Source organism: Archangium lipolyticum, assembly GCF_024623785.1.
GTDB lineage: Bacteria > Myxococcota > Myxococcia > Myxococcales > Myxococcaceae > Archangium > Archangium lipolyticum.
The window spans coordinates 54,273-68,729 of record NZ_JANKBZ010000018.1 but is presented as its reverse complement, the minus strand read 5'-3'; the positions used below and the strand labels follow the sequence as shown (position 1 = coordinate 68,729).

At 68.8% G+C, this 14,457-nt stretch carries 16 protein-coding genes; 5 read left to right on the top strand and 11 right to left on the bottom strand.

The genetic code is table 11. The features are described from left to right. Positions 1 to 38: 38 nt before the first annotated feature. The 4 genes from NR810_RS31720 to groES form a co-directional block, all read right to left on the bottom strand. Positions 39 to 458, bottom strand: coding sequence for a hypothetical protein (locus NR810_RS31720; protein ID WP_257458157.1), 420 nt, complete (start codon positions 456 to 458; stop codon positions 39 to 41). A 96-nt stretch (positions 459 to 554) separates the two neighbouring features. Continuing rightward, positions 555 to 809 carry a glutaredoxin 3 gene (gene grxC / locus NR810_RS31715; protein WP_204227262.1) on the bottom strand — a complete coding sequence of 85 codons (255 nt, stop codon included), beginning with the start codon at positions 807 to 809 and terminating at the stop codon, positions 555 to 557. Positions 810 to 998: 189 nt separating this feature from the next. After that, positions 999 to 2,651, bottom strand: a complete 1,653-nt coding sequence (groL, locus tag NR810_RS31710) for a chaperonin GroEL (RefSeq protein WP_257458156.1) — start codon at positions 2,649 to 2,651, stop codon at positions 999 to 1,001. A gap of 42 nt (positions 2,652 to 2,693) precedes the next feature. Continuing rightward, positions 2,694 to 2,984, bottom strand: coding sequence for a co-chaperone GroES (gene groES, locus NR810_RS31705; protein WP_204227264.1), 291 nt, complete (start codon positions 2,982 to 2,984; stop codon positions 2,694 to 2,696). Positions 2,985 to 3,388: 404 nt separating this feature from the next. On the opposite strand from groES, the gene NR810_RS31700 reads away from it, so the two are divergent. The 3 genes from NR810_RS31700 to NR810_RS31690 are packed head-to-tail and all read left to right on the top strand — an operon-like array spanning position 3,389 to position 5,155. Further along, complete coding sequence (locus tag NR810_RS31700; RefSeq protein WP_257458155.1) at positions 3,389 to 3,982, top strand: hypothetical protein; 594 nt, start codon at positions 3,389 to 3,391, stop codon at positions 3,980 to 3,982. Between the two features lie 16 nt (positions 3,983 to 3,998). Beyond that, on the top strand, positions 3,999 to 4,640 hold the full coding sequence (locus tag NR810_RS31695; protein WP_257458154.1) for a hypothetical protein: 642 nt from the start codon (positions 3,999 to 4,001) through the stop codon (positions 4,638 to 4,640). Between the two features lie 35 nt (positions 4,641 to 4,675). Continuing rightward, positions 4,676 to 5,155, top strand: coding sequence for an NUDIX hydrolase (locus NR810_RS31690; RefSeq protein WP_257458153.1), 480 nt, complete (start codon positions 4,676 to 4,678; stop codon positions 5,153 to 5,155). Here NR810_RS31690 and rpoZ read toward each other — a convergent pair. Continuing rightward, positions 5,152 to 5,406, bottom strand: a complete 255-nt coding sequence (gene rpoZ, locus NR810_RS31685; protein WP_257458152.1) for a DNA-directed RNA polymerase subunit omega — start codon at positions 5,404 to 5,406, stop codon at positions 5,152 to 5,154. The genes NR810_RS31690 and rpoZ overlap by 4 nt on opposite strands. A 259-nt stretch (positions 5,407 to 5,665) precedes the next feature. Between rpoZ and NR810_RS31680 the strand changes: the two genes are divergently transcribed. After that, a complete protein-coding gene (locus NR810_RS31680) occupies positions 5,666 to 6,991 on the top strand; it encodes a sensor histidine kinase (RefSeq protein WP_257458151.1) in 1,326 nt (441 codons plus the stop codon). On the opposite strand, the gene NR810_RS31675 is transcribed toward NR810_RS31680, so the two are convergent. After that, entirely contained in the window at positions 6,967 to 7,764 is a 798-nt protein-coding gene (locus NR810_RS31675; protein WP_257458150.1) for a YhfC family intramembrane metalloprotease, read from the bottom strand. The two genes, NR810_RS31680 and NR810_RS31675, sit on opposite strands and share 25 nt — an antisense overlap. Positions 7,765 to 7,818: 54 nt before the next feature. Continuing rightward, positions 7,819 to 8,808, bottom strand: coding sequence for a carbon-nitrogen hydrolase family protein (locus tag NR810_RS31670; protein WP_257458149.1), 990 nt, complete (start codon positions 8,806 to 8,808; stop codon positions 7,819 to 7,821). A gap of 314 nt (positions 8,809 to 9,122) precedes the next feature. On the opposite strand from NR810_RS31670, the gene NR810_RS31660 reads away from it, so the two are divergent. Then, positions 9,123 to 10,550: a sugar porter family MFS transporter gene (locus tag NR810_RS31660; protein ID WP_407653859.1), complete on the top strand. Its 1,428-nt coding sequence runs from the start codon at positions 9,123 to 9,125 to the stop codon at positions 10,548 to 10,550. 21 nt (positions 10,551 to 10,571) lie between these two features. Here NR810_RS31660 and NR810_RS31655 read toward each other — a convergent pair whose 3' ends face one another. Genes NR810_RS31655 through NR810_RS31640 form a run of 4 tightly spaced genes read right to left on the bottom strand, consistent with a single transcriptional unit; the run spans position 10,572 to position 14,434 of the window. Next, positions 10,572 to 11,531 carry a hypothetical protein gene (locus tag NR810_RS31655; RefSeq protein ID WP_257458147.1) on the bottom strand — a complete coding sequence of 320 codons (960 nt, stop codon included), beginning with the start codon at positions 11,529 to 11,531 and terminating at the stop codon, positions 10,572 to 10,574. A 13-nt stretch (positions 11,532 to 11,544) separates the two neighbouring features. Next, positions 11,545 to 13,149, bottom strand: a complete 1,605-nt coding sequence (locus NR810_RS31650; RefSeq protein WP_257458146.1) for a caspase family protein — start codon at positions 13,147 to 13,149, stop codon at positions 11,545 to 11,547. After that, positions 13,146 to 13,898 (bottom strand): ACP synthase, encoded by a 753-nt coding sequence (locus NR810_RS31645; protein ID WP_257458145.1) that lies wholly within the window; start codon positions 13,896 to 13,898, stop codon positions 13,146 to 13,148. The genes NR810_RS31650 and NR810_RS31645 overlap by 4 nt, the downstream gene beginning before the upstream one ends. Next, positions 13,895 to 14,434: an RNA polymerase sigma factor gene (locus NR810_RS31640; RefSeq protein WP_257458144.1), complete on the bottom strand. Its 540-nt coding sequence runs from the start codon at positions 14,432 to 14,434 to the stop codon at positions 13,895 to 13,897. The genes NR810_RS31645 and NR810_RS31640 overlap by 4 nt, the downstream gene beginning before the upstream one ends. Positions 14,435 to 14,457: the final 23 nt, after the last annotated feature.

The window sequence follows — 14,457 nt, the reverse complement described above, 5'->3', positions numbered from 1 at the left end:
GCAATCCAGCCCCTCGCGCGCATCTACTTCCGAGCCCGCTAGTACCTGGCGGGAGAGTCGCTGGCCGGGAAGGACTCCTTGGACTCCTCGTCCACGATGTCATCGTTCGGCCGGCCGCCGGACTTCACCTGGGCATTCGTCTGGGCTCCGGGCGAGCCGCCCTGCTGGGCCTGCATCGCCTTCTTGCTGGCGCCACCGCTCTTCTGGAGGCTCCCGGCCTGGACGCCCTCGGTCCGAATCAGCCGGGCGCCCAGCAGGTTCTTGGCGCGCTCGGCCAGATCGCGCTGCGCCTCCTGGTAGTCACGGAAGAAGTCCACCAGCTCCTGGTCGCCGTTCCTCTCGGCGTCCTGGATGTACTGGCCGACCTCCGAGGCTCCCTGGAGACAGTGATAGAGCACGCTGATGACGTCGTAGTTCTCGTCCTTCGTGCCCGTGACCTGTTCCCCTGCCTCAGCCATCGTCCACCTCCGTCGTGCGTGAAGATTGCTCCCGGCAACCTGCACACGGACGGAGGTGGGTGCCCATTGACGGCCGGCCGCCTGCTTCCGGGCGGCTCAGGCCTGGAGCATGGGATCGAGCCGTCCCTCGCTGTCCAGGCGGGCGAGGTCCGAGTAGCCACCCACGTGGGTGTCGCCAATCCAGATCTGCGGCACGGTCCGCTGGCCACTCATCTCCACCAGCTTCGCGCGCATCTCGTCATCGCCGGTGACGTCCAGCTCCTCGTACTTCACGCCCTTGCGGGTGAGCAGATCCTTCGCCCGGACGCAGTAACCGCAATAGGTCGTGGTGTAGATTTTCACGGGCTTCAAGCGTGTGTCCTCCTCGTGTCTCCCTCCAAACTAAGAGGGCGGGGAACGCCACGCCACCTGGTTGGTACCTCGGTTGGTGCCCGGGGACGTCCGAAACGCGAACGGCCCCCGGCTCCACGAGGGAACCGGAGGCCGTCCGAGAGACCTCGGAGCGCGGGACGAACCGCGCTCCGGAGCCTGGGGCGGGGACTACATGCCCATGCCGCCCATGCCGCCCATACCACCCATGCCGCCCATGCCACCGCCGGCGCCAGCGCCCTCCTTCTCCTCCTTCGGACGATCCGCCACCATGGCCTCGGTGGTGAGCATCAGGGAGGCAACGGAGGCCGCGTTCTGCAGCGCGGTGCGGCTCACCTTGGCGGGGTCGATCACGCCCGCGGCCAGCAGGTCCTCGTAGGTGCTGGTGGCGGCGTTGAAGCCGAACGAGCCAGTGCCCTCCTTGACCTTGTTGACGATGACGCTGCCCTCGAGACCGCCGTTGGCGACGATCTGACGCAGCGGCTCCTCGACGGAGCGGCGGATGATGTCCACGCCGAACTTCTCACCGGCGTCGACCTTGAGGGTGTCCAGCGCCTTGGAGCAGCGCAGCAGGGCCACGCCACCGCCAGGCACCACGCCCTCCTCCACGGCGGCGCGGGTCGCGTTGAGGGCGTCCTCGACGCGAGCCTTCTTCTCCTTCATCTCGGTCTCGGTCGCGGCGCCCACGTTGATGACGGCCACGCCGCCCACCAGCTTCGCCAGACGCTCCTGGAGCTTCTCGCGGTCGTAGTCGCTGGTGGTCTCCTCGATCTGGGCGCGGATCTGCTTCACGCGCGCCTCGATGTCCTTCTGCGCACCGGCACCGTCGACGATGGTGGTGTTGTCCTTGTCGATGGTGATGCGCTTGGCGCGGCCCAGGTCGTTGAGGGTCAGCGTCTCCATCTTGATGCCGAGGTCCTCGGCGATCATCCGGCCGCCCGTCAGGGTGGCGATGTCCTCGAGCATGGCCTTGCGGCGGTCACCGAAGCCCGGGGCCTTCACGGCGGCCACGTTCAGCACGCCGCGGATCTTGTTGACCACCAGGGTGGCCAGGGCCTCGCCCTCGATGTCCTCGGCGATGATCAGCAGCGGCTTGCCGGAGCGCGCCACCTGCTCGAGGATGGGGAGCATGTCCTTCATCGAGGAGATCTTCTTCTCGTTGATGAGGATGAGAGCGTCGTTGAGGACGACCTCCATGCGCTCCGGATCCGTCACGAAGTACGGGGAGAGGTAGCCGCGGTCGAACTGCATGCCCTCGACCACGTCCAGGGTGGTGTCGAGACCCTTGGCCTCCTCCACCGTGATGACGCCCTCCTTGCCGACCTTCTCCATCGCGTCGGCGATGATCTGCCCGATGGTGGTGTCGCCGTTGGCGGAGATGGTACCGACCTGGGCGATCTCCTTCTTGTCCTTGGTCGGCTTGGCCAGCGTCTTCAGCTCGGCCACGATGGCGGCCACGGCCTTGTCGATGCCGCGCTTGATGTCCATCGGGTTGTGACCGGCGGCCACCAGCTTGGCGCCCTCGCGGAAGATGGCCTGGGCCAGCACGGTCGCCGTGGTGGTGCCGTCACCGGCCACGTCGGAGGTCTTGGAGGCGACCTCCTTCACCATCTGCGCGCCCATGTTCTCGAACTTGTTCTCGAGCTCGATCTCCTTGGCGACGGTCACGCCGTCCTTGGTGATCGTGGGCGAGCCGAACGACTTCTCGATCACCACGTTGCGGCCCTTGGGGCCCAGGGTGACCTTCACCGCGTCGGCCAGGATGTTCACGCCGCGCAGGATGGCCTCGCGCGCACGAACGTCGAAAAGAATGTCCTTCGCCATGTTGATGGATTCCTTTGGGTAGAGAGGAGGAGCGGGTGGGGATTACTTCTCGATCACGCCGAGCACATCCTCCTCACGGAGAATGAGGTGCTCCTCGCCGTCGATCTTGATCTCGGTGCCCGCGTACTTGCTGAACAGGATGGTGTCGCCGGCCTTGATGTCGAGCGGGCGGACCTTGCCGTCCTCGAGCACCTTGCCGTTGCCGACCGCGAGCACCTTGCCCTCGAGGGGCTTCTCCTTGGCGGTGTCGGGGATGAACAGACCGCCCTTGGTCTTGTTCTCCTCGGCAACGCGCTTGACGATCAGACGATCCTGCAGGGGACGAATCTTCACGGTTGTCTCCTTCCGATGAGCACTCCAGGGGTCCGGAGTGCCGTGGGGGTTGGAATAAGGGCCGTCTGGCCCGGGCCGTTAGCACTCGCACTACGCGAGTGCTAACTGGCAAGCGCGCGGGATAATAACCAGCGAAGTCGACCCGTCAAGCACGCCTGGACCGGAGGGCTGGCTCCCGCCAAGTCCCCGTCACAATTCGGGTTTTCCACTCTGTCATCTGGGAGACGCTCCACCGGCCGCTGGGCTCACGCGCCCCGGTTCTGGCAGTCGATGGGGGTGAGTGCCAGCGTAAGTGGCTGGAATGATTGAAGGTCTCTTTGCGAGGCGGGGGGGGCCGTTGGTAGCTTTTTCAGTGTCGTTCCCCGGCTCGCAATCCCGGGGAACCGGGAGGAGGTCGAGAACCCATGAGTCAACTGGTGACAGCCCCATCGTTGAAGGAGTTCTTCAAGACACTGTTGGAAGAGGTCATCCGGCGGCAGCGGGTGGCGGTTGCGGAGACGACCGAGTTCTACCTGGTGAACCTGCTGGCGGAGTTCGCCACGTCCGACAACCTGTTCAGCAAGGGGGAGGACGGGCGCAAGGAGCAGGAGCCGCTGGCGATGCTCTACCACCGCGCCCTCCAGCAGCAGCGCGACGAGCGCATCCGCACGCTGCGGCGGCTGGGGGACGTGTCGCTCTACCAGGCCGGCTTCTTCTCGGGCGCGCTGCGCGAGGGGCCGGTGGGGCAGGACTACTACATCCAGATGGGCGGGGCGGCGTACGGACAGGTGGCGGAGCTGGCTCCCGCCGCGGGCTTCGCCGCCGTGTACCGGGAGCTGAGCGCCCGGTTCCGCGCGCTGGTGGACGTGCTGGAGGAGATCGCCGCGCGCGGGCTGGTGAGCAATGGCCCTTCGGGCGCCCTCAAGGTGTACGAGTCCTGGGTGCGCACGGGCAACGACCGGCTGGAGAAGGTGCTGGTGGATGCCGGGATGGTGGTGCCCAAGGGTCTGCCCAACTGAATCCCGGAGGTGGTGGATGGTCGATCGTGTGCAGGCGCACCTGGAAGCCATCTATGGGATTACCTGCGCCGCGCGCGCGGAGGGCTTCGTGGTGGACACGGAAGCCGCCGTGCAACTCGGCGCCACCGGACGGGCGGAGGAGGAGCTGCTGGTGCACGAGGGAGATGGGGAGCTGGAGCTCGCCCTCTACCTCGCTCCCGCGCTGCTGCACCGCCTGAAGCCCTACGAAACCGGCCCCCTCCACTCGTTGCTGGAGCTCGAGCTGGACGGCTTCTGCCAGCTCGCCGAGGGCGTGTCCCACTTCGTCTATGTGGCGCACACGGCCACACATGGGCGTACCGTCTCGCTGCTGGAGCTGGAGGCCCAGGCGGAGGTGGACAAGTTCGCCCTGTGCCTGATGCACCGGTGGGGGGAGGGGGTGGGGGGCTGGGCGGAGGAGCTGCTGCGGAGGCTGTTCGACCGGGTGTCCTACCGGGAGGCGCTGTCCGAGGCGGAGCGCTGGCGCTACCAGCAGGCCAACCGGCTGTCTCGCAACTTCTGCTCCCGGCTGATGGGGCACGTGATGGGGCGGCGGCTGGAGCGGCTGCTGTCGGACCTGCGTTACGCGTACCGGTTGGGCGCAGAAGCCAAGCTGCGGCACTTCGCGCAAGTCTCCTGAACGCGGCGCCCGGGCATCGGTTACCTTCCTGGCATATGCCCCGTGAGGCGTCCGCCGGAGGAGTCGTCGTGCGAGACCTGGGGAGCGAACTGGAGGTGGCCGTCATCCGGCCCCACGGCCGCTCCCTCTGGGCGCTTCCCAAGGGTCATGTGGACCCAGGGGAGACGCCCGAGCAGACGGCGGCCCGCGAGGTGTGGGAGGAGACGGGCCTGAGGGCCTCGCTCGTCGCGCCGTTGGGGGAGATCCGCTACGTCTACCAGTTCCGCGGCCAGCGCATCTTCAAGCGCGTCCACTTCTACCTGTTCCGCTACCAGTCGGGCGTCCTGGGAGACATCCAGCACGCGGGACACCGGGTGGAGGTGGATGAGACGCGCTGGGTGCCACTGGCGCGGGTGGCGGCCCTGCTGGGCTACAAGGGCGAGAAGGCCATCGCCGCGCGCGCGGCGAGGATGCTGCTGCGCGCGGGGGCCAGTCTCGTCCTCTCCGGGGTGCGCCCGGAGGGCACCGGGGACTAGATGCTGCCGTCCTGCTGGGGCTTCTCGCCCTGGGTGTACTTGCCGGTGAGGGCCTCGCGCACGTCGCGGTCGAACTTCACCCGGCCGGTGGCCACCTCGCGCAGGGAGAGCACGGGCGGCTTGTTCTTGGAGGTGTCGATGATGGGGCGGGCACCGGCCATGAGCTGGCGGGCACGCTTGGCCGCCAGCAGCACGAGCGCGAAGCGGTTGTCGACCAGGGGGAGGCAGTCTTCGACTGTAACGCGAGCCATGGTGCGGAAGTCCTTCGCTGGGTACGGATGGAGAAGGGAGTCAACCTAAAGAGTGACCCCCACCGAGTCAAGGAAGGATGGAGCCGCCAGCCGAGCGGGGGAAGTGGGACCGGAGGAAGGACGCCCGTGTGCTAACTTTTCCGGAGTTCAATGGCTTTCCAGTGGATGATGCTCCGCTCCTTCTTCTCGTGTGACTTCTTCGATGCGTGCCGTCCCTGAACTCGAGCCAGCCTCGTCCGAGGTGAATTGGCGGCAGGGTGTGTGGAGCTCCCGGACGGTCGGGCTGCTCTGCGGGATCATCCTCGGCTTCTTCGCGGTGGATACGCTCTTCCTGGACCGCTTCAGCGCCTGGGTCCTGGGACTGCGCGCGGTGTGGGCCCTGAACATCATGGCCTACCCGATCCTCATCCGGAGGGGCTCCGACTCCTGGCTGGGCCCGCTCACGGATCTGAACGCGCTGATCTCCAGCGTGTGTGTCCTGGGGATCTGCCAGGCGATGGGAGGCGTGGGGAGCCCCTACTTCGTCATGGTGTCCACCCAGCCGCTGGCCACCGCCCTGGTGCACCACCGGCGCAGGCGGGCGACGCTCGTGAGCGGCACGGTGTGCTGCGTGGGAACCCTGATGCTCCTGCGGAGCTGGGGGGAGCCGTCCACCATCGAGGCGCTGACGTGGATGTTCATGATGCTGGGGATGACCCTGCTCGCGGTGTACTTCTCCCAGCAGACGCTCAAGGTCCAGCAGGCGGAGCATCAGGCCCGGCTCGAGCGCGCGCGCCGCGAGTCACTGGAGGCGCTGGCCCTCAGCGAGCACCGCCGGGCCCAGTCGGAGAAGCTGGCCATCGTGGGCCGGCTGGCGTCGGGCGTGGCGCATGAGATCAACAACCCCCTGGCCTACGTGGGCTCCAACGTCGACTTCGTGCGCAAGGAGCTGCTGGCCAACCAGGGGGAGTCCTCCCGCGAGGAGCTGGCCGAGGTGCTCGCGGAGACACGCGTGGGCATCCAGCACATCCGCCAGGTCGTCGCGGACCTGAGGGGCTTCGCGCGCATGGACGCCAACGAGCCGACCGAGTGCCGCCTGGCGGATGTGGTGGCCGATGCCATGAAGCTGGCCTCGCTGCGGCTCAAGCACGTGCCGTTGCGGCGGGTGGACGTGCCCCTGGATCTGCCGGAGATCTTCGTCGTGCGGCAGCGGCTGGTGCAGGTGGTGCTCAACCTGCTGGTCAACGCCGGGGACGCGCTGGAGTCGCACAAGGTGGAGCGTGGCGAGGTGGGGGTGGTGGGGCGCTGCGAGCAGGGGCGGGTGGTGCTGCTCGTCGAGGACAACGGGCCCGGCTTCCCCTCGCACGTGCTGTCCCGGCTCTTCGAGGCCTTCTTCACCACCAAGAGTCCCGACAAGGGCACCGGCCTGGGGCTCAACCTCTCGCGCGAGCTGGTGGAGCAGTTCGGCGGCACGCTCACCGCCTACAACCGTCCCCAGGGCGGGGCGTGCCTGCGCATCGAGCTGCCCGCCCATCAGTCCGACTCCTCCGATGAGGAGGAGCCGGAGCCCAAGGGGAAGGGTCAGGGCGTCACGGGCTGCGCGTGAGCCGGCCGCAAGCGCAGGATGAGCCACAGGCTGAAGAGGGCGAACAGGGTCACTACGCCCTCCGCGGCGAAGGGGCCCCCCGCTTTCATCGCCACCACGGCCGCTCCGTTCATGAGCGCGTGGGTTCCAACGGCGAGCCAGTACCAGCGCCGTTGGTTTCGCAGGAACCGCTGGAGCACCAGCACCGTCATGGCGATGTGGAGGAGCATCGCGCCCACGCGCTCGTAGGCACCCAGCAGCGGCTCCCACCATCGGATCGCGGAGATCTGCGCCTTCGCCGCACGCACCTGCTCGAGCTGCTCGGGCGCGAGCGGCAGCGTCGAGACGTCCATCCGCGAGAGGACCACCACGTTGATGAGGCCGATGATGGCGAGCCCGCCGATGAGCACCGCCGACTCGAGCCCTCCGTGCCCGGCCCCGAAGCCGATGGCGTTCCTCCACGTCCGCTGGTCCTTCAACGGGTACTTGAACGCGATGAGCCGCGCCGTCTCCTCGAAGAGCCCGGCGGTGAGGCTCAGCACGGCGATCCAGACGTTCATCAGGACGGCCGAGGCCTTCAGCTCGTCCATCAACAGGTACTGGATGACCTGGATCGCCGGCACCCGGGTGAAGAGCTGCGAGAGGGCAAAGGCCAGCGCGCCGATGCCGATGACCCGCCAGGCCACGCCGAACCTCCGCCGCACCCACAGCACCACCACCACCGGCATCAAGATGTCGAAGGTGATCGCCGCCACGAAGCTGGCGATCAGCCGTACGTCGAGTCCAGAGAACACGCACACCCCTCCCTGGGCCCGAACCTAGAGCGGAAGGGGCGTGGGCCCAAGGGACTACGCTACCCGTTCCACCTCTTTCGACTCCTCGTCGAAGCGCTCCACGAGCCGCTGGGGCGTGTCGTTGAACATCAGCCGGAGCACGTCCGGGCGCGAGTAGTGCCCCGCCGGATCCGCCACCGCCTTGGCGAGCGGGATGAGCCCCAGGTCGAGCTCCGCGTACACGAGGCCCTCGGTGCGCTCATCGAGAGGCTGTGACAGCGGCCGGCCATCCGGGCCGTAGATCATCGCGAAGCCGCCTCCGGCCAGCAGCATCTGCGCGCGGTCCGGCGCGTCGCACAGCAGGGCCGTCATCTCCTCGGAGACCGTGGCGCACGAGCCGATGACGAAGCACTGCCCCTCCACCGCGTACATCTGGCTGGCGGCGAGGTTCACCTCGGGCCCCAGCGCGTACGCCATGCCCCGGTAGAGCGAGAAGCTGGGCCAGGAGGCCACGTGCACCTGCTCGCCCTGGCTGAACATCGCCTGCTTCACCAGCGGTTGGATGTGCTCCCAGCAGTTGAGCGCCCCCAGCTTCCCGAGCGCCGTGGCGTGCACCTTCAGGTCCCCACCGTCGCCCTCGCCGAACACCGTGCGCTCGGCGTGCGTGGGCTTGAGCTTGCGCCGCGCGGCGATGAGCTGCCCCTCGGGGCCGATGAGGGCCTGGCCCATGTAGAGACTGGCCCCGGAGCGCTCGCTGTAGCCCATCACCACGTGGATGCCGTGCCGCCGGGCCGCCTCGCGCAGCCGCCCCATCTGGGGACCATCCACCTCGAGCGATTGGTCGAAATAGCGCTGCACGAACTGCATGCCCCAGCCGGGCGCGCCGAGCCAGATCCAGAACGGATAGCCGGGCAGCCACGTCTCCGGAAAGGCGATGAGCGAGGCACCCTTGTCGGCGGCCTCGGCGATGAGGCGCACCGCCTTGTCCACACCGGCGTCGAGGTCCAGGAACGCGGGAGCGGCCTGCACGGCCGCGGCCTTGAATCGGGGATGGGTCTTGGTCATGGCCCATCCGTATCGCACGTCACGGAGGACCGCTCGACCGGGTGGCGGTGAAGAAGGCGGGTGTCGCTCGCGGCCATCGAGCGCTGAGTCGCTCACCGGCCCGGCGATCAGGGAGGCGCTCGCCCGGACGAAGGACTTCCCGGGGGCCTCCGGAACCCTCACGCAGGATGCCCACCGCAACCCCGTGAAGCCGGCCGTGGTGGCCGCGTCGCGGCGAGGGGCTGGCAGGCTTCCTTTTCTAGCGGCGGATGCCCGCTGCCCGGGTGCCCCGGAGTGCCGATGTTGGAGGAGGACACGCTGCGGGGGCGTCCGAAATGCAGGATGTGCGCGACATGAGAGCCGCTCGAGGGGTGGCACACGAGACAGCCGCTGAAGGTTCGGTGAGCAAGGTCGTGCTGATCGCCTCGGTGGCCGCCGTGGGCGGCTTCTTGTTCGGTTTCGACACGGCGGTCATCAACGGTGCCGTCGGCGCCCTGGCGTCGACCTTCCAGGCTGGAGACGCTGCCATCGGCCTCTCGGTGTCATCGGCGCTCCTCGGCTCGGCCCTCGGGGCGTTCATGGGCGGACGCCTGGCGGATCGTCTTGGACGGATCCGGACGATGGTGGTGGCCTCGGTGCTCTTCACCGTGAGCGCGCTGGGCTCCGGCTTGGCCTTCAGTCTCTGGGACTTCAGCGTGTGGCGCCTGATGGGCGGCATCGCGGTGGGCATGGCCAGCGTCATCGCCCCCGCCTACATCGCGGAGATCGCCCCGGCCCACCTGCGGGGACGGCTCGGTTCGCTTCAACAACTGGCCATCGTCGTCGGCATCTTCTCGGCGCTGCTCGTGGATTACGGCATCGCCGCCGGGGCCGGCTCCGCCGAGAATCCCTTCTGGCTGGGGCTCGGGGCGTGGCGGTGGATGTTCCTGTCCGAGCTGCCCGTCGCCATCCTCTATGGCGTGGGCGCGCTCATGATTCCCGAGTCCCCCCGCTACCTGGTCGCGAAGCAACGTGATGACAAGGCGCGGGAGGTGCTTCGCTCCATCATCGGGCGTGCCGCGGCCGCGAAGGTGATCGAGATCCGCCAGAGCCTCTCCTCCGAGCAATCCACCAAGGCCGTGAGCCTCCGGGGCCGGTTCGGGTTCCTCCCCATCGTCTGGATTGGCATCGGCCTGTCGGCGTTCCAGCAGTTCGTGGGGATCAACGTCATCTTCTACTACTCGAGCGTCCTCTGGCAGGCGGTCGGGTTCTCGGAGAGGAACTCGCTGATCATCACCGTCATCACCAGCGTGACCAACATCGTCACCACGTTCATCGCCATCGCCACGGTGGACCGCTTCGGGCGCAAGCCGCTGCTCATCATCGGCTCGGTGGGCATGGCGCTGACACTCGGGACGATGGCGTACGTGTTCGGTACGGCCGGCGTGGACCCCTCGGGCAATCCCGTGCTGCACGGGGCGGCGGGGCCCATCGCGCTGGTGGCCGCCAACCTCTACGTCTTCTGCTTCGGACTGTCCTGGGGCCCGGTGGTGTGGGTGCTGCTCGGAGAGATGTTCAACAACCGCATCCGAGGCCATGCGCTGGCGATCGCTGGCTCCATGCAGTGGATCGCCAACTTCGTCGTGTCCGCCACGTTCCCCGCGCTGCGGACCGCGGGCCTGGGACTGGCCTACGGCCTCTACACCGCCGCCGCGGTGGCCTCGTTCATCTTCGTGCTCATGTTCATCCGCGAGACGAAGGGCAAGGAACTGGAGGAGATGTAGCGGCGCGGCTCGTCCGCGCCCTCAGTCCTCCAGCGCGGACACGTCCGGGCAGGTCGAGGCACTGCCCTCCTCGGAGTCATCCCAGCTCCGCTTCGAGTAGGTGAGGCGGAAGCTGGCATCCCAGCACTCCACCTGGTTGGCGGTGCGTCCCGCGGGCAGGTCTCCGCCCGTCACCGACGCGAACCCCACGCCCCCCTGGTCGCGAGTCCATCGGCTGACGATGGCCACGTCCTCCCTCCGTCCTCCGAGGATCATGTCGACGTCGCGGATCAGGAACGCCATCTCCGCCAGTCCCCCGGGAATCTCACGGTATGTGTAGATGAACTCGGGCTTCAGCGAGCGCTCGGAGGGTACGAAGTGCATCTGCACGCGGATGGGCAGCGCGCGCGTCTGGTAGAGGATGTTCAGCTGATCCAGGTCCCTGTGCCCTTTCGTTTCGTAACCGTGGTCCCTCGCTTCCGCGAGGAGCAGCTGCACGGTGCCCTCGCCCTTGCGCAGCCCGCCCTCCGGCTTGAAGGTCCCCATCACGGCGCTCCACCAGCCCTCCTCGCCTGAACCCTTGCGGCGGAGCTGGAGCAGGTACCTGAACTGCTCGGGCTCGCGGTTCATCACGAAGCGCAGCTCGTGGCCGGAGATTTCCGCGTCGTCCCAGGGTCCCCAGACGCGCAGCTCCGATGCGCGCGTCGTCGGCCGCAGCTTCCGGATGCGCTCCAGGACGGTGAGCAGTCCGTCCAGCCCGGTGTTGAACTCGTCCGAGACCCTGCGCGTTTCCACGTAGCGCTGGGAGATGTTCCCCAGGGCCTGAAGCTCCGTGCGCTGGCCGAGGCCTTGCTCGCTCACGGACTCCCCGGTCCCGGGAAGCTTGGCGGTCAGGTCCTCGCGCGTGGGCAGGGCGTTGAGGAACTCGAGGTCGTCGTTGGAGAAGTTCCCACCACACGAGGCGGTGAAGCAGCCCAGGAGGAGGAGCCAGCAGGTCCGCATCACGCGCTCCTTGTCAGAGGCGGTACGTCAGGAGCGCCCCGAGCTCCCAATAGCCCAGGGAGCGCTTCGCATCGACGTTGTAGAGGAGGTAATGGACGCGGGCGCGTCCGGTGAGCTCGAAGCGCTCCAGGAGCCGCCAGTGCACGCCCGTCACGAGGCCCGGGGTGAGCACCGCGTAGAACTGGTCCGGGAGACTCGCGTCCTCGAAGTCTCGGACCATGACCAGATAGGACAGCCGCGCCCCGACGAAGGGCGACACCCTGCCCAGGGGCCACTCGGCCACCAGCGAGGTGCCCACCGTCAGCAGCGAGTAGCGGTAGTCCAGGCCCGAGAGGGTGGGCAGCTCCAGGGTGGCCCGCTGGCTTCCCAGCGAGACATCGAAGTCCCAGCGCCAGTTCTCGCGGAAGTAGTGGTGCAGGCCCACCTCCAGGCCCAGCAGCGGGGTGGAGAGGAAGAGGTTCTCGCGCGTGGGCGCATCGAAGAAGGAGTGGTAGCCGCCGGTGAGCCCCAGCGTCCAGGCCGTGCGGAGCGCGCGCTCCCGAGGCGGTGCGCCCTTCACCGGGTCATCCGAGAAGGGCGCGTCGCGCAGCAGCGACTCGTCGAGCACCGAGGTGCGCCCGCGCCGGACCTCCGCCAGGCCGATGCGCAGCCGGTCCGGCAGCCGGCGCTTCACCGTGTACGTGCCCGGGGCGAGCGCCACGCGCCGCTCCGAGTCCGCGGCCTTGTCCAGCTCGGCCACCACGGCGCCTCGCGGATCCACGAAGTAGTAGGCCCCGGCGGGCGCGGTGGCGGGCACCAGCAGTCCCTCGTCGTGTACCCGCAGGTCCGTCAGCACCAGGTCGCCGTTGCCGGCCAGGTCGTAGCTGAAGGTGGGGTGTTGGGGCCCGGCGCTGCTGTCCGCGGTGTCCGCCACGGTGCGGGCGTAGGCATGGGAGTAGGCCTCGAAGAGCGTCACCTGCCCGTCGCCCGAGCGGTCCGCGTCTCCCATCAGCCCGCTGACCAGGTGGTGGGAGAAGTAGCTGGCTCGCAGCAGGTCCGACTCCTGCGAGTCCTCGTCCGACGCACTGGAGGTGAGGATGACGAGCCCCCGCGCCTCCCGTGGCGCCCCCGCGTCGATGGCGAAGGCCGGCGCGCGCCGGGCCCCCTTCGTCCGCGTGAGCGCCCCCGAGCGGCACGAGTCCAGGATGGCGATGCGGATGTCCGCGGGTGCCGCCGACAGCCGGCGCTTGAGCGCCTCGAGCTCCACCGCGCTGTCCCCCAGCCGCAGCGAGCCGTCCTTCGCATGGCCCGAGTAGTAGACGATGAGCGCGGTGCGCTCGCCCCGGGCCCGCGCCGCCCGGACGCCCGTCTCCAGCTCGGCCAGCGCCTGGTGGAAGTCCTCCGCGTCCTGGTCCAACAGCAGCCGCGCGTCGCCGCGCGCCACGCCGCCGAGCCGCAGCAGCAGGTCGTGCATCTTGCGCGCGTCGTCCCGGGCGAAGCGCAGCGGCCGGGTGTCCGCGCCGCCCTCGTCGTTGCCCACCACCAGCGCGAAGCGGTGCGGCGTCTCCGCCCGGACGGCCGCGGCCAGCAGCAGCACCACCAGGGCAAGCGCCTGGCCGTAGCCCACGAGGCGTCTCATGGCTTGCGCAGCAGCCAGTGCGTCTCCTCGCCGTCCACGCCCAGCGAGGTCATGGCCTCCACCTTCCTCCCGGCGGCCTCCCAGGCCCGCCGCGCCTCGGCGGCCACCGCCTCCGCCTCCAGCGGCTTCTCGGAGAGCACCATCACCACGCGCTCGTAACCCCCGGGGGTGAACGCCACGCTGTCGGGCAGCCAGTGCCTCCCGGCGCCCGCCTCCACGGGAAGGCTCGGCCCCGACTCGGGGTAGAGCGACGACACCACGCCGGCCTCGTCCACCGACACCGCCAGCACGTACCGGTACGTCCCCGCCACGTACCCCAGCCGGACCTGCTCGTCCGGCAGCAACTCCTCGGTGTCGCCCGGCAGGACGGCGCGCTGGGGCCCGTTGCCTCCGATGCGCAGCTCCGCCGACGCGCCTCCCTTGAGCCGGTTGCCCGCGGGGGGCTCGGACAGCAGCGGACGCACCGCCACGGCCAGCAGCACCGTGGCCGCCACCGCCACCAGCAATCCATTGAGCCGGGGCCTTGTCTTCTCCGCCGGCCCCTCCTTCACGATGCGCTCCACCCCGGCCGCGAAGCGCTCGAAGGGCACTTCCGCCTCGAACCGGGCCTGGTTCGCCTCGAGGCCCGCGAGCACCGCGTGACACTCCGCGCAGGCGGCCACGTGCTCCCGGGCGCGTTGGGACTCCGCTTCGGGGAGCTCTCCAACGTGCAGCCGCCGCAGCGTCCACTCCGACAGGTGCGCGCTCATGGGACCTTCAGCTCCTCGTTCGTCAGGGTGGCGAACTGCTCCAGCCGCTTGCGCACCGTGGGCACCGAGCGCCCCAGCACCGCGGCCACCTCTTCCATCGTCATTCCATCCACCCAGTAGTGCACCACCGCCGTCTGTGTCTCCAGGTCCACCCGGGACAGGAGCGCGCGCACCAGCTCCCGCGTCTCCATCACCTGCGCCCCCCGGTCTCCCTCGGGGCGGGCCAGCTCGTCCCGCTCGAACCAGCGCCGCCAGGGCGCCCGCTCCGAGCGCAGCTGGTTGAGGCAGTGGTGGGTGGCGATCTTCATCAACCACGCCAGCGGCGAGGACTCGGCGCGGAACTCATTCGAGTGGGTGAGGGCGCGGGCGAACACCTCCTGCATCGCGTCCTCCGCCTTGGTGGCGTCCTTCAACAGGTAGCGGCAACGTCCATACACGCTGCCGCCATATGCCGAGTACAGCTCGCGCAGGAACGCGCGCCGATCCTTCTGACCACCGTCGATGACCTTCAGGGCCGGTTGGGGCGTTCCCGACAAGAGCTGCCTCATGGGGTTACGGA